General features: G+C 72.3%; 15 protein-coding genes. 8 read left to right on the top strand and 7 right to left on the bottom strand.

Going from position 1 to position 14,008, the window contains the following annotated elements; genetic code table 11:
- Positions 1 to 119: 119 nt before the first annotated feature.
- Entirely contained in the window at positions 120 to 647 is a 528-nt protein-coding gene (locus AC1VWI_RS15205; protein WP_499511541.1) for a hypothetical protein, read from the bottom strand.
- A gap of 268 nt (positions 648 to 915) precedes the next feature.
- Between AC1VWI_RS15205 and AC1VWI_RS15210 the strand changes: the two genes are divergently transcribed.
- The gene (locus tag AC1VWI_RS15210) at positions 916 to 1,707 is read left to right on the top strand and encodes a site-2 protease family protein (protein ID WP_499511542.1); all 792 of its coding nucleotides are present in this window, start codon (positions 916 to 918) and stop codon (positions 1,705 to 1,707) included.
- Here AC1VWI_RS15210 and AC1VWI_RS15215 read toward each other — a convergent pair.
- Both AC1VWI_RS15215 and npdG read right to left on the bottom strand, forming a co-directional pair.
- Positions 1,697 to 1,891: a hypothetical protein gene (locus AC1VWI_RS15215; protein ID WP_499511543.1), complete on the bottom strand. Its 195-nt coding sequence runs from the start codon at positions 1,889 to 1,891 to the stop codon at positions 1,697 to 1,699. The genes AC1VWI_RS15210 and AC1VWI_RS15215 overlap by 11 nt on opposite strands.
- Positions 1,892 to 1,953: 62 nt before the next feature.
- Positions 1,954 to 2,670 carry an NADPH-dependent F420 reductase gene (gene npdG, locus AC1VWI_RS15220; RefSeq protein WP_499511544.1) on the bottom strand — a complete coding sequence of 239 codons (717 nt, stop codon included), beginning with the start codon at positions 2,668 to 2,670 and terminating at the stop codon, positions 1,954 to 1,956.
- Positions 2,671 to 2,946: 276 nt separating this feature from the next.
- Between npdG and AC1VWI_RS15225 the strand changes: the two genes are divergently transcribed.
- The 4 genes from AC1VWI_RS15225 (at position 2,947) to AC1VWI_RS15240 (ending at position 6,619) form a co-directional block, all read left to right on the top strand.
- On the top strand, positions 2,947 to 3,630 hold the full coding sequence (locus AC1VWI_RS15225; RefSeq protein WP_499511545.1) for a FadR/GntR family transcriptional regulator: 684 nt from the start codon (positions 2,947 to 2,949) through the stop codon (positions 3,628 to 3,630).
- A 66-nt stretch (positions 3,631 to 3,696) separates the two neighbouring features.
- Positions 3,697 to 4,290 carry a hypothetical protein gene (locus tag AC1VWI_RS15230; protein ID WP_499511546.1) on the top strand — a complete coding sequence of 198 codons (594 nt, stop codon included), beginning with the start codon at positions 3,697 to 3,699 and terminating at the stop codon, positions 4,288 to 4,290.
- A gap of 10 nt (positions 4,291 to 4,300) precedes the next feature.
- A complete protein-coding gene (locus AC1VWI_RS15235; RefSeq protein WP_499511547.1) occupies positions 4,301 to 5,260 on the top strand; it encodes a dihydrodipicolinate synthase family protein in 960 nt (319 codons plus the stop codon).
- A gap of 84 nt (positions 5,261 to 5,344) precedes the next feature.
- Positions 5,345 to 6,619, top strand: coding sequence for an MFS transporter (locus AC1VWI_RS15240; RefSeq protein ID WP_499511548.1), 1,275 nt, complete (start codon positions 5,345 to 5,347; stop codon positions 6,617 to 6,619).
- A gap of 21 nt (positions 6,620 to 6,640) precedes the next feature.
- On the opposite strand, the gene AC1VWI_RS15245 is transcribed toward AC1VWI_RS15240, so the two are convergent.
- The 4 genes from AC1VWI_RS15245 to AC1VWI_RS15260 all read right to left on the bottom strand — a co-directional run bounded on the left by AC1VWI_RS15245 (position 6,641) and on the right by AC1VWI_RS15260 (position 10,547).
- Positions 6,641 to 8,338: a carbohydrate binding domain-containing protein gene (locus AC1VWI_RS15245; protein WP_499511549.1), complete on the bottom strand. Its 1,698-nt coding sequence runs from the start codon at positions 8,336 to 8,338 to the stop codon at positions 6,641 to 6,643.
- Positions 8,339 to 8,511: 173 nt separating this feature from the next.
- Positions 8,512 to 9,159, bottom strand: coding sequence for an SCO2207 family protein (locus tag AC1VWI_RS15250; RefSeq protein WP_499511550.1), 648 nt, complete (start codon positions 9,157 to 9,159; stop codon positions 8,512 to 8,514).
- Positions 9,160 to 9,280: 121 nt separating this feature from the next.
- Positions 9,281 to 10,279, bottom strand: a complete 999-nt coding sequence (locus AC1VWI_RS15255; protein WP_499511551.1) for a CapA family protein — start codon at positions 10,277 to 10,279, stop codon at positions 9,281 to 9,283.
- Positions 10,280 to 10,313: 34 nt separating this feature from the next.
- On the bottom strand, positions 10,314 to 10,547 hold the full coding sequence (locus AC1VWI_RS15260; protein WP_499511552.1) for a hypothetical protein: 234 nt from the start codon (positions 10,545 to 10,547) through the stop codon (positions 10,314 to 10,316).
- A gap of 64 nt (positions 10,548 to 10,611) precedes the next feature.
- On the opposite strand from AC1VWI_RS15260, the gene map reads away from it, so the two are divergent.
- The 3 genes from map (at position 10,612) to efeB (ending at position 13,995) form a co-directional block, all read left to right on the top strand.
- Positions 10,612 to 11,460 carry a type I methionyl aminopeptidase gene (map, locus tag AC1VWI_RS15265; RefSeq protein WP_499511553.1) on the top strand — a complete coding sequence of 283 codons (849 nt, stop codon included), beginning with the start codon at positions 10,612 to 10,614 and terminating at the stop codon, positions 11,458 to 11,460.
- Between the two features lie 124 nt (positions 11,461 to 11,584).
- Positions 11,585 to 12,721 carry an iron uptake system protein EfeO gene (efeO, locus tag AC1VWI_RS15270; protein ID WP_499511554.1) on the top strand — a complete coding sequence of 379 codons (1,137 nt, stop codon included), beginning with the start codon at positions 11,585 to 11,587 and terminating at the stop codon, positions 12,719 to 12,721.
- A gap of 20 nt (positions 12,722 to 12,741) precedes the next feature.
- On the top strand, positions 12,742 to 13,995 hold the full coding sequence (gene efeB, locus AC1VWI_RS15275; protein WP_499511555.1) for an iron uptake transporter deferrochelatase/peroxidase subunit: 1,254 nt from the start codon (positions 12,742 to 12,744) through the stop codon (positions 13,993 to 13,995).
- Positions 13,996 to 14,008: the final 13 nt, after the last annotated feature.

A 14,008-nucleotide genomic window follows, 5' to 3' on the forward strand; every position in this document is an offset into this window, starting at 1 on the left:
ACCAACCGCGCCGGATGGGGGTCCCCCCGGCCGAAGGCTGGGGGAGGGAGGGCGGGTGGACGCCCGCCGCAGGCGCATACAACCCGCACACAACAACCGGCCGCAACACGATGCCCCGGTCACATCCCTTCGCACCCCTCCGCCCGAAACTCCCCCATCGACGTCGTGGCGTTCCCGTCCCGGTCCGTACCCGGCTCCCCCTCCCCCTTGTACCAGCGGACCTGCCCGGGCTCGAGGCTCGCGAACTGCGCCGCCGTGAACGTCACGTGAGCCGTCGACGAGGAGTTGTCCCCGGTCCAGCCGTACAGGCTGTACGTGCGGTGCGGTGCGAAGGCGGCCGACGCCGGCACCTCCGCCCGCCAGCCCCTGCCGCCGCTCTCCAGCGACCACACCGTGAACCCCGTGGCCGGCTTCGCGCGGCTCCACCTGCCGAGGCGGGCCGAGTCGTCCGCGTCGTCGGAGTCGTCGGAGTCGTACAGCGTGGCCCCGTCGATGTGGTCGCGGCAGACCAGCATCACCCCCAGCGGCCTGCCGTCCTCGCTCACGGCGATGCCGGTGACCCCGCCCACCGCCACGGTGCATCCGGTCAGCGTGCCGCACACGGCGATGCCGAGCAGCGCCGGAACGGCGAACCTCTTCCACGTCATGGCTCCCCCGTCCTGACCCCGTCCTCGGGCCCCCCGGCCCCGGACGACTTCAGGGTGCGCCCGCCGTGGCCCCCGCGGCGACGGAGCGGGAGCGATCGATGACGTATCGCAACGCGGTCGCGACCCGGGCGTCGCCGACGGGCCGCAGGAACGTCCGGCGTCGCCGGGGCGTTATCCCGCCGTGGGTGTGCCCGGCGGCGGCCGGATGGCATCATCGGGCGGCCAGCACCACGACCGATGCCGCACCGCCTCCGCAGGAGCCCGCACGATGACCACCGCAGCAACCCGCAGTGAACGGCAGATCAGCCCGATCTTCCTGGGCCTGGCCGCGATCATGGCCGTCTCGGGCTGGGCGGTGTGGACGGACTTCTCCACCAGCACCGGCTTCGCCGTGTTCCTGTTCGTCGTGTCCGGCTGGATCGTCTCCCTGTGCCTGCACGAGTACGCGCACGCCCGTACCGCGCTGCACGGCGGCGACATCTCGATCGGGGCCAAGGGCTACCTGACCCTGAACCCGCTGAAGTACACGCACGCGCTGCTGAGCATCGTGCTGCCGGTGATCTTCGTGATCCTGGGCGGCATCGGCCTGCCCGGCGGCGCCGTCTTCATCGAGCGGGGCAGGATCCGCGGCCGCTGGAAGCACAGCCTCATCTCGGCCGCGGGCCCGCTGACCAACGTGCTGTTCGCGATCGCCCTGATGCTGCCCTTCACCTTCGGCGTCGTCTCCCTGGACCAGGCCCACGCGCCCTTCGCGTCGGCGCTGGCGTTCCTGGCGATGCTGCAGGTCACGGCGGCGATCCTGAACCTGCTGCCGGTGCCGGGCCTGGACGGCTACGGCGTGATCGAGCCCTGGCTGTCGTACCGGACGCGGCGCCAGCTGGAGCCGTTCGGGCAGTTCGGGCTGCTGGCCGTCTTCGGTGTGCTGTGGATCCCCGAGGTCAACTCAGCGTTCTTCGGCTTCGTCGACTCGGTGATGGCGGTCTTCGGGATCCCGGACTGGCTGTCGAGCCTGGGCTACGCCTTCTTCCAGTTCTGGAAGGGCGACCCGTTCAGCCAGTGATCCGCTGCTCGGCGGACTCCCGCTCGGCCTTCGCCTTGCGCAGGTAGTACCAGCACATGTTGCTGGTGAGGCCCGCGATCAGGATCCAGAAGACACCGAGCCAGCTGCCCTCCACGAAGGACACGACGGCGGCGGCCACGGCGAGCGCGCACAGGACGAGCGCGTAGAGGGCGAGGCGGGGCATGGGGGGCGGCTCCTGTCGGGTCGGTCGCGAACCCGCCCATTGTCCCCCATGCCCCCGCGGGCCTAGACGTCGGTCAGGCGCAGACCGGCGTGGGCCTTGTAGCGGCGGTTGACCGAGATCAGGTTGGCGACCAGCGCCTCCACCTGGTGCGCGTTCCGCAGCCGGCCGGCGAAGACGCCGCGGATGCCGGGGATGCGCGCGGCCAGGGCCTGGACCAGGTCGGTGTCGGCACGGCTGTCGCCGAGCACGAGGACGTCGGTGTCGATCGAGTCGATCTCCGGGTCCTCGAGGGTCACCGCGGACAGGTGGTGGAAGGCGGCGGTGACCCGGGACTCCGGCAGCAGCGCGGCGGCCTGCTCGGCGGCGCTGCCCTCCTGCGGCTTCAGGGCGTAGGCGCCCTGCTTGTCGAAGCCCAGCGGGTTGACGCAGTCGACGACGAGCTTGCCGGCGAGTTCGCCGCGCAGTGCCTGGAGGGTCTCGCCGTGGCCCTCCCAGGGGACGGCGACGATGACGACGTCGCTGCGGCGGGCGGTCTCCGCGTTGTCGGCGCCCTGCACCCCGAGGCCGAGCCGGTCGGCCGTGGCCTGGGCGCGGTCCGCGGCGCGCGAGCCGATGACCACCTGCTGGCCGGCCTTGGCGAGCCGGTACGCCAGGCCGCGGCCCTGCGGGCCGGTGCCGCCGAGGACGCCGACGACGAGGCCGGACACGTCCGGCAGCTCCCAGGGGTCCTTCGCCGGGGCCTTGGGGGCGGGGGTCTCATTGCCACTGTCAACAGTCATACCGCGATCCTGCCAGGTGGGGGCGGTGCATGGCCCGCGCAGGCGTTGTGACGCGTCCCGCTCCGCCCCGCGTCGCGGGCGCTCCGCGGTGCGTGAAAGCCCCCGTACACGCCGGTATTGGCTCGGGGGACGACGGATGTGAGGTATGACATCGGTGTTGCCTCCCGATGCGCGGCCGCGGGGTGGACGCTGGACGTCCCTTGTCCCGTGCGGGTCGCACGGGACAGCTGACGGAACGTCAAAAGTGCACGACAGCACAGGGAAAGGCAGCCGCCCGTGACCAGAACCGTCGGCAGGAGCCGCGGCCCGAGGCTCCAGGACCGCATCATCGAGCTGATCCACGAGCAGCGGCTCGCCCCCGGCGCCACCCTGCCGACCGAGCCGCAGTTGATGGACCTGCTCGGTGCGAGCCGCAACAGCGTGCGGGAGGCGGTGCGCGCGCTGCAGGCGCTCGGCATCGTGGAGATCCGGCACGGCACGGGGACGTTCGTCGGAGAGGCGCCGCTGCGGGTGCTGATGCCCTCGCTCACCTTCCACCTGCGGTCCCGGGTGCGCGCCCTCGCCGACCTCGTCGCAGTGCGCGAGCTGCTCGAGGTCGGCCTGATAGGCGAGGTCGCCGGGACGATACCGGCGCAGCGGCTGGACGAACTCGACGCGCTCGCCGCCCGGATGGTCGACGACCCCGACGCGGACCGGGCCTTCCACGCGCTGCTCTACGCCTCCTGCGGCAACGAGCTCGTGCTGCAGCTCGTGGACCTGTTCCGGAGCGCCTACCACGAGGTCGGCGCCACCCTGGCGCCCGCCGACGACCCGGCCGAGCGCGTCGTCGCCAACCACCGCGCCGTCGTCGGCGCACTGCGCACCGGGGACGCGGGCGCGGCCAGGGCCGCCATGCGGCGGCACTTCACGGACGTGAGGGAGCGGGTGTCCAGGGCCCTGCCCGCGGACGGCACGGACTGACCCCGTTCGGGTGAGCACGGCGCGAAGCGGGGCCCGGCCGGTGCATGGTCCGCGAGGATGCGGTGCATGGATGCCGTACGGGTCGAGGTCGTCCGTGAACTGCTGGCCGGGAGCGAGTGGCCGGAGCTGACCCGGTCCTTCGCCGGCTCCCTGCGCGGGTCCGTCCGCCGGGGGCCCGCGGGCGGGCTGCTGCTGGTCGGCAGCGGGGAGTACGAGCCCTGGCACATGGCGGCCCATCTGGACGACGAGGCCGCCTGGAGCGGGCTGCCGGAGCTGTCGCCGACGCTGGTGCGGCACCGCGTGCCGCCGGGCGCGCCTGCGCACCTCGCGGTCGGGACGGCCCGCCTGGAGGCGGCCCGCAGGGGCGAGACGGTGCTGGTGGTCACCCCCGTGCGGGCCGGGGCCGGGCTGCTGGAGCGGGTGGAGGACGCGCGGCGCTCCGGTGCGACAGTGCTGGCGATGGACGCGGGCGACCCGGAGCTGCGCGGGCTGGCGCACGAGGCGCTGACCGTGCCGCCGGAGCCCTCCGAGGTCGGCATGGACGTGCTGCAGCACCTGGTCAGCGCGGCGGCCGGACGCCGGGTGCGGCTGCGGGACCGGCTGCCCCGACTCGCGCGGCTCGCCGAGCAGTTGGTGTCGCCACCGCCCGCGAGCTGGTAGGAAGCGGTCCATGACCGCAAACGGGACCGATCCGCTCCGCCCGCTGCGCGGGGTCGTACCACCTCTGTGCACCCCGCTCACGGAGACGGGGGACGTGGACACCGAGGGCCTGCGCGCCCTGGTCGGACATGTGCTCTCGGCCGGGGTGCACGGGGTCTTCGCCCTGGGGTCCAGCGGCGAGACGGCCTTCCTCACCGACGCGCAGCGGCGCACCGCGCTCACGGCGGTCGTGGAGGCCGTCGGGGGCCGGGTGCCCGTGCTCGCCGGCGTCGTCGACATGACCACCCCGCGTGTCCTGGAGCACGCGCGGGCCGCCGTCGCGGCGGGCGCCGACGCCCTGGTGGCGACCGCGCCCTTCTACGCGGCGACGCATCCGGTGGAGATCGCCGACCACTTCCGGCGGGTGCGGGACGGGGCCGGCGGGCTGCCGCTGTTCGCGTACGACATCCCCTCGGCGGTGCACACCAAGCTGCCCGCCGCGACCGTGCTGGCCCTCGCGGAGGAGGGCACCCTGGCCGGCCTGAAGGACAGCAGCGGCGCCGACGGCCCCATGCGCCGGCTGCTCACCGAGTTGCGCCACCGCGGCCTGGACTCCTCCTTCGCCCTGCTCACCGGGTCCGAACTCGCGGTGGACGGCGCCCTCCTGGCGGGCGCGCACGGCGTCGTCCCCGGCCTCGGCAACGTGGATCCGCACGGCTACGTACGGCTCCACGCGCACGCCGTCGCGGGACGCTGGCGCGAGGCCGCGGCGGAGCAGGACCGGCTCGCGCGGCTCTACGCCATCGTCGACGCGGGCGCGGACTCCGCTGCGATGGGCCCGAGTTCCTCGGCGCTGGGTGCCTTCAAGGCGGCGCTGCGGCTGCGCGGCGTCATCGGCTGCGCGGCCACGGCGCCCCCGCAGGTCGCGCTGGACGACACCGCCGTCGCGGTGGTCCGGCAGCGGCTGGCGGCCGCGGGGCTGATGCGCTGACCGGGCCGCCGGTGCCCCGCCCGTGCCCGGCGCAGGGAGAAATCCGGTTGCGCCGGCAGGCCCGCGCGCGGAGCATGCGACCTCGTGTCCAGACTCCTTCCCGACCTCGCACCGTGGCGGACCTCGCGCGACTTCCGCCTGATGTGGTGCGCGGGCCTGATCACGACCTTCGGCAGCTTCCTGACCTTCGTGGCCGTCCCGGTCCAGGTCAAGGAGCTGACCGGCTCCACCCTGGCGGTCGGCGCCCTCGGCGCCGTCGAACTGGTGCCGCTGATCGTCTGCGGCCTCTACGGCGGGGCGCTCGCGGACGCCCTGGACCGGCGCAAGCTCATCCTGTGGACGGAGGCGGCCCTCGGGGTACTGTCAGCCGTGCTCCTGGTCAACGCCTTGCTGCCGCGGCCGGTGCTCTGGCCGTTGTACGTGGTCGCCGCGCTGACCAGCGCGCTGGGCGGGCTCCAGCGGCCGGCACTGGACGCGATCGTGCAGCGCATCGTCCCGCACGGGCAACTGACCGCCGCCGCCTCGCTGAACGCGCTGCGCTGGCAGATCGGGGCGATCGCGGCGCCCTCCCTCGCGGGTGTGCTGATCGCGTACGCGGGCCTGCGATGGGCGTATGCCGTCGACGCCCTCACCTTCGCCCTCTCGGTCGTCCTCGGCCTCGGGCTGCGGCCCTCCCCGCCCTCGCACGACGCGAAGCGCCCCTCGCTGAGCTCGATCGCGGAGGGGGCGCGCTACGCCTGGAGCCGTAAGGAACTGCTGGGCACCTACGTGGTGGACATCGCGGCGACCGGTCTGGCGTTCCCGATCGCCGTGTTCCCCTTCATGGCGGACGACCTGGGCGCGCCCTGGGCGCTGGGCCTGATGTACGCGGCCCTGCCGGCGGGTGCGCTGCTGATGAGCCTCACCGGCGGCTGGTCGTCGCGGGTGCACCGGCACGGGCGGGCGATCGTGCTGGCCGCGGCGGCCTTCGGTCTGTGCATGGCGGCGGCGGGCTGGTCCCGCAACGTGTGGCTGGTGCTGGCCTTCCTGGCGCTGGCGGGTGCATTCGACATGATCAGCGGGGTGTTCCGGGCCACGATCTGGAACCAGACCATCCCCGACGCGCTGCGCGGCCGGCTGGCCGGCATCGAACTCCTTTCCTTCACCATCGGCCCCCAGTTCGGCCAGGTGCGGGCCGGCGGCTCGGCCGCGCTGCTGGGCCTGCGCACCTCGGTGTGGACCGGCGGGCTGGCGTGCGTGGCGGCGGTCGGGGCGCTGGCCGCCTGCCTGCCGACGCTGATGGCGTACGACGCCCGGACCAACGAGCACGCCGTGGGCATGCGGAAGGCGGCGGAGGACACGGTGTCCTCCGCCGCCTGACCCGTGGGGGCCGGGGTCCGATCAGCCGGTGAAGCCGGCGGTGATCGAGGTGAACTGCCAGGTGCTCTGGCTGATGCCGGAGCAGTTGCTGGTCACGCCGCCGCCGGGGCACGGGCGGTCCCGGTTGACGGCCCAGTAGGCGAGCCGGGCGATGTGGTGGGAGTTGGCCCAGTCCCGGATCTGGGTCCAGATGGCCGGGGTGGTGTTCTCCTGCTGGTCGCTCAGCCCGTTCATGCCGGAGATGCCGAGGTGGGCGTAGGCGGTGGCGTCGTCCCAGCCGAAGGTGGACTTCAGCTTGGCCTTCAGGCCCTCGGCGGCGTTCACGGTGTTGCCGTACATGTCGGCGCCGCCGCCGAAGTCGAACGGCATGATCGTGAAGACGTCGATGTTGGCGCCGAGCGCGTTGGCCCGCTCGACGAGGCGGTTGCCCCAGTAGCTCGGGCCCGTCGTCGACGTGCCGAAGGTGACGATCGTCCGGATGCCGGGGTTGTTCTGCTTGACGATCTTGAGCGCGTTCAGGACGCGGTCCTGGACGACCTCGCTCTCGAACTCGTCGGTGTTCTCGATGTCGACGTCGATCGCCTTGAGGGCGTAGGCGTCGATGACCTTCTGGTACGCGCCGGCGAGCGCCTCGGGCGTGGAGCAGTTGGGGCCGAGCTTGTTGCCGCTCCAGCCGCCGATGGACGGGACGATGTCGCCGCCCGCGGCGCGGATCGCGTTGATGGTGGACTGATCGGTGCCGCCGGTCAGCGGCCGGGAGCCGTCCCAGGCGGGGTTGCAGCCGCCGGAGGAGAGGATGAAGGCCATCGTGAACCACTTGACGCCGGTGGCGCTCATCACCGTGGACGGGCTCGGCGGGTCGCCCCAGCCGAGGTAGAGGTAGGGCGCGGCCTGCTTGAAGCCGGTGCCCCCGCCGCCGCCCGCGTTGGTGGTGACGGTCACGGCGTTGGAGGCGGCGGAGGTGTTGCCCGCGGCGTCGCGCGCCTTGACGGTGAAGGTGTACGAGGTGCTCGCGGCCAGGCCGGTGACGGTGGCGGAGGTGCCGGTCACGGTGGTGGCCAGGGTGCTGCCGCGGTAGACGTCGTAGCTGGTGACGCCGGTGTTGTCGGTGGCGGCGTTCCAGGACAGCGAGACGCTGGAGGAGGTCTTGCCGGTGGAGGTGAGGCCGCCGGGCGCGGTGGGCGCCTGGGTGTCACCGCCGCCCCCGCCGCCGGGGCCGTCGAGGCTGATGTCGTCGGCGTTGTAGGTGCCCTGCGTGTACCAGCCGTGCACGTAGATCTGGACGCTGGTCTGCGAGGCGCCGGTGGTGAAGGGGACGGTCAGCTGGGTGTAGGAGGTGGCGGACGGGGTCCAGGTGGACGCACCGCCGGTCACCCCGAGGTAGACGTACGCGCCGCGCACCCAGCCGGTCAGCGAGTAGGCGGTGTTGGGCTGCACGGAGACGGTCTGGGTGCACTGGGCGGTGTCGCTGCTGCTGACGGCGCCGGCGAGTGCCTTGGTGCCGCTGTGCACGGGGCTGCCGACGACCGATCCGCCGGAGCAGGACCAGCCGGAGAGGCTGCCGCTCTCGAAGCCCGGGTTGGCGACGAGGTTGGCGGCGTGGGCGGTGCCGGGCAGGGCGATCAGACTGCCCGCGGCGGCGAGGAAGGCGGCGGTGACGCCGGCGAGGATGCGGGATCTGCGCGATCCGGTACGGGGGACCTGACGACGGAAGAGCACGTGACCTCCCAGTGGGGGGGGCGGCGGGGGGCTGCGCTGTGCGAGTGGTCTGGACCGTTGGTCTGGACCTGTCATCGCGGATTGAAGCGAAGTGTCGTGCTCCCGTCAAGAGGTCCGGCCCACTGCCGCTTCCTGGTACGGCAGTGGCCCGGACCGGCCGCGGGGTCCCCCGGTCAGCCGACGCGTTCGATGCGCGCCTTCCTGATCAGGAACTTGCCGGGTTCCCGGACCTGTTCGAAGGCCGCGTTGTTCAGCAGCGCGCAACTCCCGGAGGTCGAGGTCACCGACACCGTGGTCGACTTGTTGTTGTCCAGGTTGGTCACCTTGAGCTTGGTGCCCAGCGGGAACTGGTTGCTGGAGGCGGCGGGCGCACCGCCCTCGCCGGAGAGGGTGACCGTCGAACCCGCGCAGACGACCTGGCCGACGGCGCCGCCGGCCGGCGGCGCGGCCTGGCCCTGGTTCTGGCCTTGGTTCTGGCCCTGGTTCTGGCCCTGGTTCTGGCCCTGACCCTGTCCGGCCGGGGCGGCGGGCGCCGCGGGCGCCGCCTGCGCGGCACCGCATCCGGAGGCCTCCCGCTGCACGTTGATCTGCTTGATCACGGCCTCGCGGTTGGCGATCCGGGCCGCCGACTGGGAGTCGGGATTGGCCCGTTGGGCCGCGATGAAGCTCTCGTTGTTGCGCAGCGCCTGGTCGAGCCCGTCGCACACCACCGACGCATGACCCATGCTCATGGTCACCACGGCGAAGCCGCCGGCCAGGGTGGCCGCGCCGGTCACGAGCGCGATCTTCTGCTTGGTGCTCATCGTGCGTTTCCTGGACATGGGGGCCCCTTTCCTCCGACCGGCCGTCGGTCGGATCCGGTCCACGTGCCCTTGGAAACGGAGCGTCGTTGGTCTGGACCTCAATCCGTTCGGAATCTCGGACAGGTGGGGGCCGTCTGTGCTACGGGTTGGTAGCTTCGCCGTCCCAGCGGACCACCAGCCGCCCGCCCTCCTCCGTGACCCGTTGCCCGAACCCGGCGCAGGCGCGCCGGAACCGCCGGGCGATCCAGGCCCGTTCACCGCGGTCGGCCAGCCGGGTGAAGCAGAACTCGAGGGCGATCGGCACCGCCTCCAGCCGGACGGGGCGGTGGCCGGCGGGGTCGAAGGTGACGAGGAAGATCAGGCCACGGTCGTTGCGCAGCCGCGGATCGGTCGCGTAGTCGTCGACGAAGTCGCCGAGGTCGTGGAGCACCCCGTCCGTCACGCCGTGGAAGACGTGCGCGGAACTGCCCGCCACGAGCGTGGCGCCCGCCGTGCGCAGGGCCCCGGCGGCGTCCCGGATGTAGCGGGCCGGGCCGGTGGTCATGTTGGGCCCCCAGTGCGGGGTGACGAGGACCGCCTCCGTCCGCGCGCCCAGGCTCGCGACGCCGTCGGTGAGCCAGCGCGGGACGCCCTCGCGCAGGTCCGCGTAGGCCACCCCGGGGCGGTCCGGTCCCGCGGCGTACTCCGCCGGATGGTCGGTGACGCCGACGACGCCCAGGCTGGGGCGGCCCGCCGCGCCCCCGGGGCCGCCCAGCACCGCCGGGGCGCGCGCCGCGCTCTCGTCCGCTCCGGCCCCGACGGCGGCGATCCCGGCGGCGGCCAGGTGCTCCAGCGTGTCCAGCAACGCCGTCCGGCCGTAGTCCAGGGCATGGTTGTTGGCCAGGTTGACGCAGCTCACGCCCAGGTGCGTCAGGGCGCGCACGGCGACGGGCGGGGCACGGAAGAAGAAGGGCTTGAAGGGGTCGGGCCAGGGCTCACCGCGGTCGGAGATCGCGCACTCCAGGTTGAGGACGAAGAGGTCCGCCTCCCGCGCGACGGCCACGACCTCCTCGGAGAACAGCGCCTCCGGAGGGGCCTCGGCCAGCCGCGCGGCCACCATGCGGCCGAGCATGGTGTCGCCGGCCAGCCCGAGCTTCACCCTTCCATCGTGCACCCGGTGGCCCCCGGCGGGCTCACTCCTCCCCGCCCTCCCGAGAGCGGTCCTTCCACCGCGGGTCGTTCTCCCACTGCAGGTTCCGCTCGGCGGCCGTCTCCATCGCCCGCTCCGCGTCCGCGCGGCTCGGGTACGGCCCCATCCGGTCCTTGGCGGGGCACTCCGGCCCCTCCTCGACCTTGTGGTGCTCGATGCAGTAGAACCACTCGCCGGGCTTCCCCGCGGGCTTGCGGACTCGCCTGAACAGCGCCATCGTCCCTCCTCGTACGACGTCCTGCCGCCATGCTGCCCGACCGGCCGCCGATACACTCGCTGACATGTCTGTCCTGGTTCCCGGCAAGCTCTCCCCCACCCGTCCCGTGCCCGCCTCGATCCCGCGTCCGGAGTACGTGGGCAGGCCCGCGCCGCGGCCGTACGACGGCCCGGAGGTGCAGTCGGCGGAGACGATCGAGAAGATGCGGATCGCCTCGCGGATCGCCGCGCGGGCCATGGAGGAGGCGGCGAAGGCGATCGCGCCGGGTGTCACCACCGACGAGCTGGACCGGATCGCGCACGAGTACATGTGCGACCACCAGGCCTACCCCTCGGACCTCGGGTACCGGGGCTTCCCCAAGTCCCTGTGCTCCTCCATCAACGAGGTCATCTGCCACGGCATCCCCGACTCCACCGGGCTGCGCGACGGCGACATCGTCAACCTGGACGTCACCGCCTACATCCACGGGGTGCACGGGGACACCAACGCCACGTATCTCGTCGGCGAAGTCGCCGAGGAATCAAGGCTGTTGGTGGAGCGCACCCGGGAATCCCTGAATCGCGCCATCAAGTCGGTGAAGCCCGGGCGGCAGATCAATGTGATCGGCCGGGTCATCGAGTCCTATGCCAAACGGTTCAATTACGGTGTCGTGCGCGACTTCACGGGCCACGGCATCAATACCGCCTTCCACTCCGGCCTGATCGTCCCGCATTACGACGACCCGCGGGCGACCACGATCATGAAGCCGGGCATGACCTTCACCATCGAGCCGATGCTGACCCTGGGCACCCACGAGTACGAGATCTGGGACGACGGCTGGACGGTCGTCACCAAGGACCGCAAGCGCACCGCGCAGTTCGAGCACACCCTTGTGGTGACGGACACAGGCGCAGAGATCCTGACGCTTCCTTGACCTCCTCATGGGGATTCCTTTACCGGAATGCGGCCATGTCGCGATAGGCCTCGGATAGGTTAGGCAAGCCTTTCCCAGGAAAGGCTTGCCTAAGTCACAGCTTCCCGAGCCGCCTGGAGATCGCATGTCCGCCGTCCGCATGTCCGCAGTAGCCGCCGCCGGCATAGTGGTCGCCGTCACCGCCGTCACCGGGTGCGCGGAGAAGGCGGACGGCAAGGCGTCCGACGCCGTCACGGTGACCGCGACGGACACCAAGTGCGAGGTCTCCAGGACGACTTTCCCGGCCGGGCACGTGCAGCTGGCCGTCGAGAACAAGGGATCCAAGGTCACCGAGGTCTACGTCTACACGCCCAGCGACCAGATCGTGACCGAGCGGGAGAACATCGGCCCCGGCACCAAGGCCACCATCACCGCCGAGATCAAGGCCGGTACGTACCAGATCGCCTGCAAGCCCGGCATGAAGGGCGACGGCATCCGCCAGAAGATCACCGTCACCGGCAAGGGCGCCGCCAAGGGCGACCCGCGCCTGGACGCCGCCGTGGCCGCGTACCGCAAGTACGCCCAGGAGCAGGCCGACCAGACGATCCCGGTGGTCCAGCAGTTCGCCGACGCCGTCAAGGCGGGCGACGTGGAGAAGGCCAAGTCGCTCTTCGCGCCCTCCCGGGTCGGCTGGGAGCGCACCGAGCCGGTGGCCGAGTCGTTCGGCGACATCGACCCGCTGACCGACACCCGCGAGGACGGCCTGGAGGACGGCCAGAAGTGGACCGGCTGGCACCGGCTGGAGAAGTCCCTGTGGCAGGACAAGAAGGCCGGGGCCGAGGAGGGCGCCCTCGCCGACCAGCTCGTCACCGACCTGAAGGACTGGCAGACCCGCGTCGGCAAGGCCGACATCACCGCCACCAGCATGGCCAACGGCGCCAAGGAGCTGCTGGACGAGGTCGCCACCGGCAAGATCACCGGTGAGGAGGACCGCTACTCCCACACCGACCTGTCGGACTTCCAGGCCAACGTCGAGGGCGCGATGAAGGCCTACGAACTGCTGAAGCCGGTCGCCGCCGAGAACGACGCGGCGCTCACCGCCGACCTCGACAAGCAGTTCCCGGCCCTGACGGCGCTGCTCGACAAGTACCGCAAGAGCGGCAGCACCACGGAGTTCGTCTCCTACGACACCGTCGGCAAGGACCAGCGCAAGGAGCTCTCGGACGCGGTCAACGCGCTCGCCGAGCCCCTGTCGAAGCTCGCCGCGGCCGTCGCCAAGTAACCCCCGGGGGGCAACGGACCATGTCCGATGAGAGTGTCACGTCGCGTCGCAAGGTGCTCGGCTGGACCGGTGCGGGTGTCGTCGTCGCGGCCGCCGCGGCCGGCGGCGCCGTGGCCGCGGTCCGCTCCGGGGACGACGTGCAGCCCGCGGGCGCCGCGGGCAGCGCGATCGCCTTCCACGGGGAGAACCAGGCCGGCATCACGACCCCGGTGCAGGACCGGCTCCACTTCGCGTCCTTCGACGTCAAGACCGAGGACCGCGAGGAACTGGTCGCGCTCCTGAAGGAATGGACCGACGCCGCCCGGAAGATGACGCAGGGCCGGCCGGTCGGCGAGGGCGCGGTCGGCGGCCTCGCCGAGGCCCCGCCGGACGACACCGGTGAGGCGCTGGGCCTGCAGCCCTCCCGGCTCACCCTCACCATCGGCTTCGGCCCCTCGCTGTTCACGACGAAGGACGGCGCGGACCGCTTCGGGCTGAAGGCGCACCGCCCCGGGGCGCTGGTGGACCTGCCCAAGTTCCCCGGTGACGCCCTCGACCCGAACCGCAGCGGCGGCGACCTGTGCGTCCAGGCCTGCGCGGACGACCCGCAGGTGGCGGTGCACGCCATCCGCAACCTGGCCCGGATCGGCTTCGGCAAGGTCGCGATGCGCTGGTCGCAGCTCGGCTTCGGCAAGACCTCCTCGACCACTCCCGAGGAGCAGACCCCGCGCAACCTGATGGGCTTCAAGGACGGCACGCACAACGTCGCGGGTTCCGACAGGGCCACCCAGGACGCGCATGTGTGGGTGTCCGCCAAGGACGGCCCGTCCTGGATGGCCGGCGGCTCGTACCTCGTCGCCCGTCGCATCCGGATGCACATCGAGACCTGGGACCGCACCCCGCTGCAGGAGCAGGAGCAGATCTTCGGCCGGACGAAGGGCGAGGGCGCCCCGATCGGCAGGCAGCGCGAGCACGACGCCCCGGACTTCAAGGCGATGCTCCCTGACGCGCACGTCCGGCTGGCGCACCCGGACAACAGCGGTGTGACGATCCTGCGCCGCGGCTACTCCTTCACCGACGGCACCGACGGCCTGGGCCGCCTGGACGCCGGGCTGTTCTTCATCGCGTACCAGCGCGACGTCCGGGACGGCTTCGTGCCGCTGCAGATGCGGCTGGCGAAGCTCGACTCCCTCAACGAGTACATCCAGCACGTGGGTTCGGCCGTCTACGCCGTACCGCCGGGCGTCCGGGACAAGGACGACTGGTGGGGCCGCGAGCTCTTCCGACACGACTGAGAGGAAGTACCGG

The organism is Streptomyces sp. TOM-9, assembly GCF_056858595.1.

Excerpts from the sequence above, each read along its gene's own strand:
- AC1VWI_RS15205 (WP_499511541.1), bottom strand. The coding sequence starts at position 647 with ATGACGTGGAAGAGGTTCGCCGTTCCGGCGCTGCTCGGCATCGCCGTG.
- AC1VWI_RS15210 (WP_499511542.1), top strand. The coding sequence starts at position 916 with ATGACCACCGCAGCAACCCGCAGTGAACGGCAGATCAGCCCGATCTTC.
- AC1VWI_RS15215 (WP_499511543.1), bottom strand. The coding sequence starts at position 1,891 with ATGCCCCGCCTCGCCCTCTACGCGCTCGTCCTGTGCGCGCTCGCCGTG.
- npdG (WP_499511544.1), bottom strand. The coding sequence starts at position 2,670 with ATGACTGTTGACAGTGGCAATGAGACCCCCGCCCCCAAGGCCCCGGCG.
- AC1VWI_RS15230 (WP_499511546.1), top strand. The coding sequence starts at position 3,697 with ATGGATGCCGTACGGGTCGAGGTCGTCCGTGAACTGCTGGCCGGGAGC.
- AC1VWI_RS15235 (WP_499511547.1), top strand. The coding sequence starts at position 4,301 with ATGACCGCAAACGGGACCGATCCGCTCCGCCCGCTGCGCGGGGTCGTA.
- AC1VWI_RS15250 (WP_499511550.1), bottom strand. The coding sequence starts at position 9,159 with ATGTCCAGGAAACGCACGATGAGCACCAAGCAGAAGATCGCGCTCGTG.
- AC1VWI_RS15260 (WP_499511552.1), bottom strand. The coding sequence starts at position 10,547 with ATGGCGCTGTTCAGGCGAGTCCGCAAGCCCGCGGGGAAGCCCGGCGAG.
- map (WP_499511553.1), top strand. The coding sequence starts at position 10,612 with ATGTCTGTCCTGGTTCCCGGCAAGCTCTCCCCCACCCGTCCCGTGCCC.
- efeO (WP_499511554.1), top strand. The coding sequence starts at position 11,585 with ATGTCCGCCGTCCGCATGTCCGCAGTAGCCGCCGCCGGCATAGTGGTC.
- efeB (WP_499511555.1), top strand. The coding sequence starts at position 12,742 with ATGTCCGATGAGAGTGTCACGTCGCGTCGCAAGGTGCTCGGCTGGACC.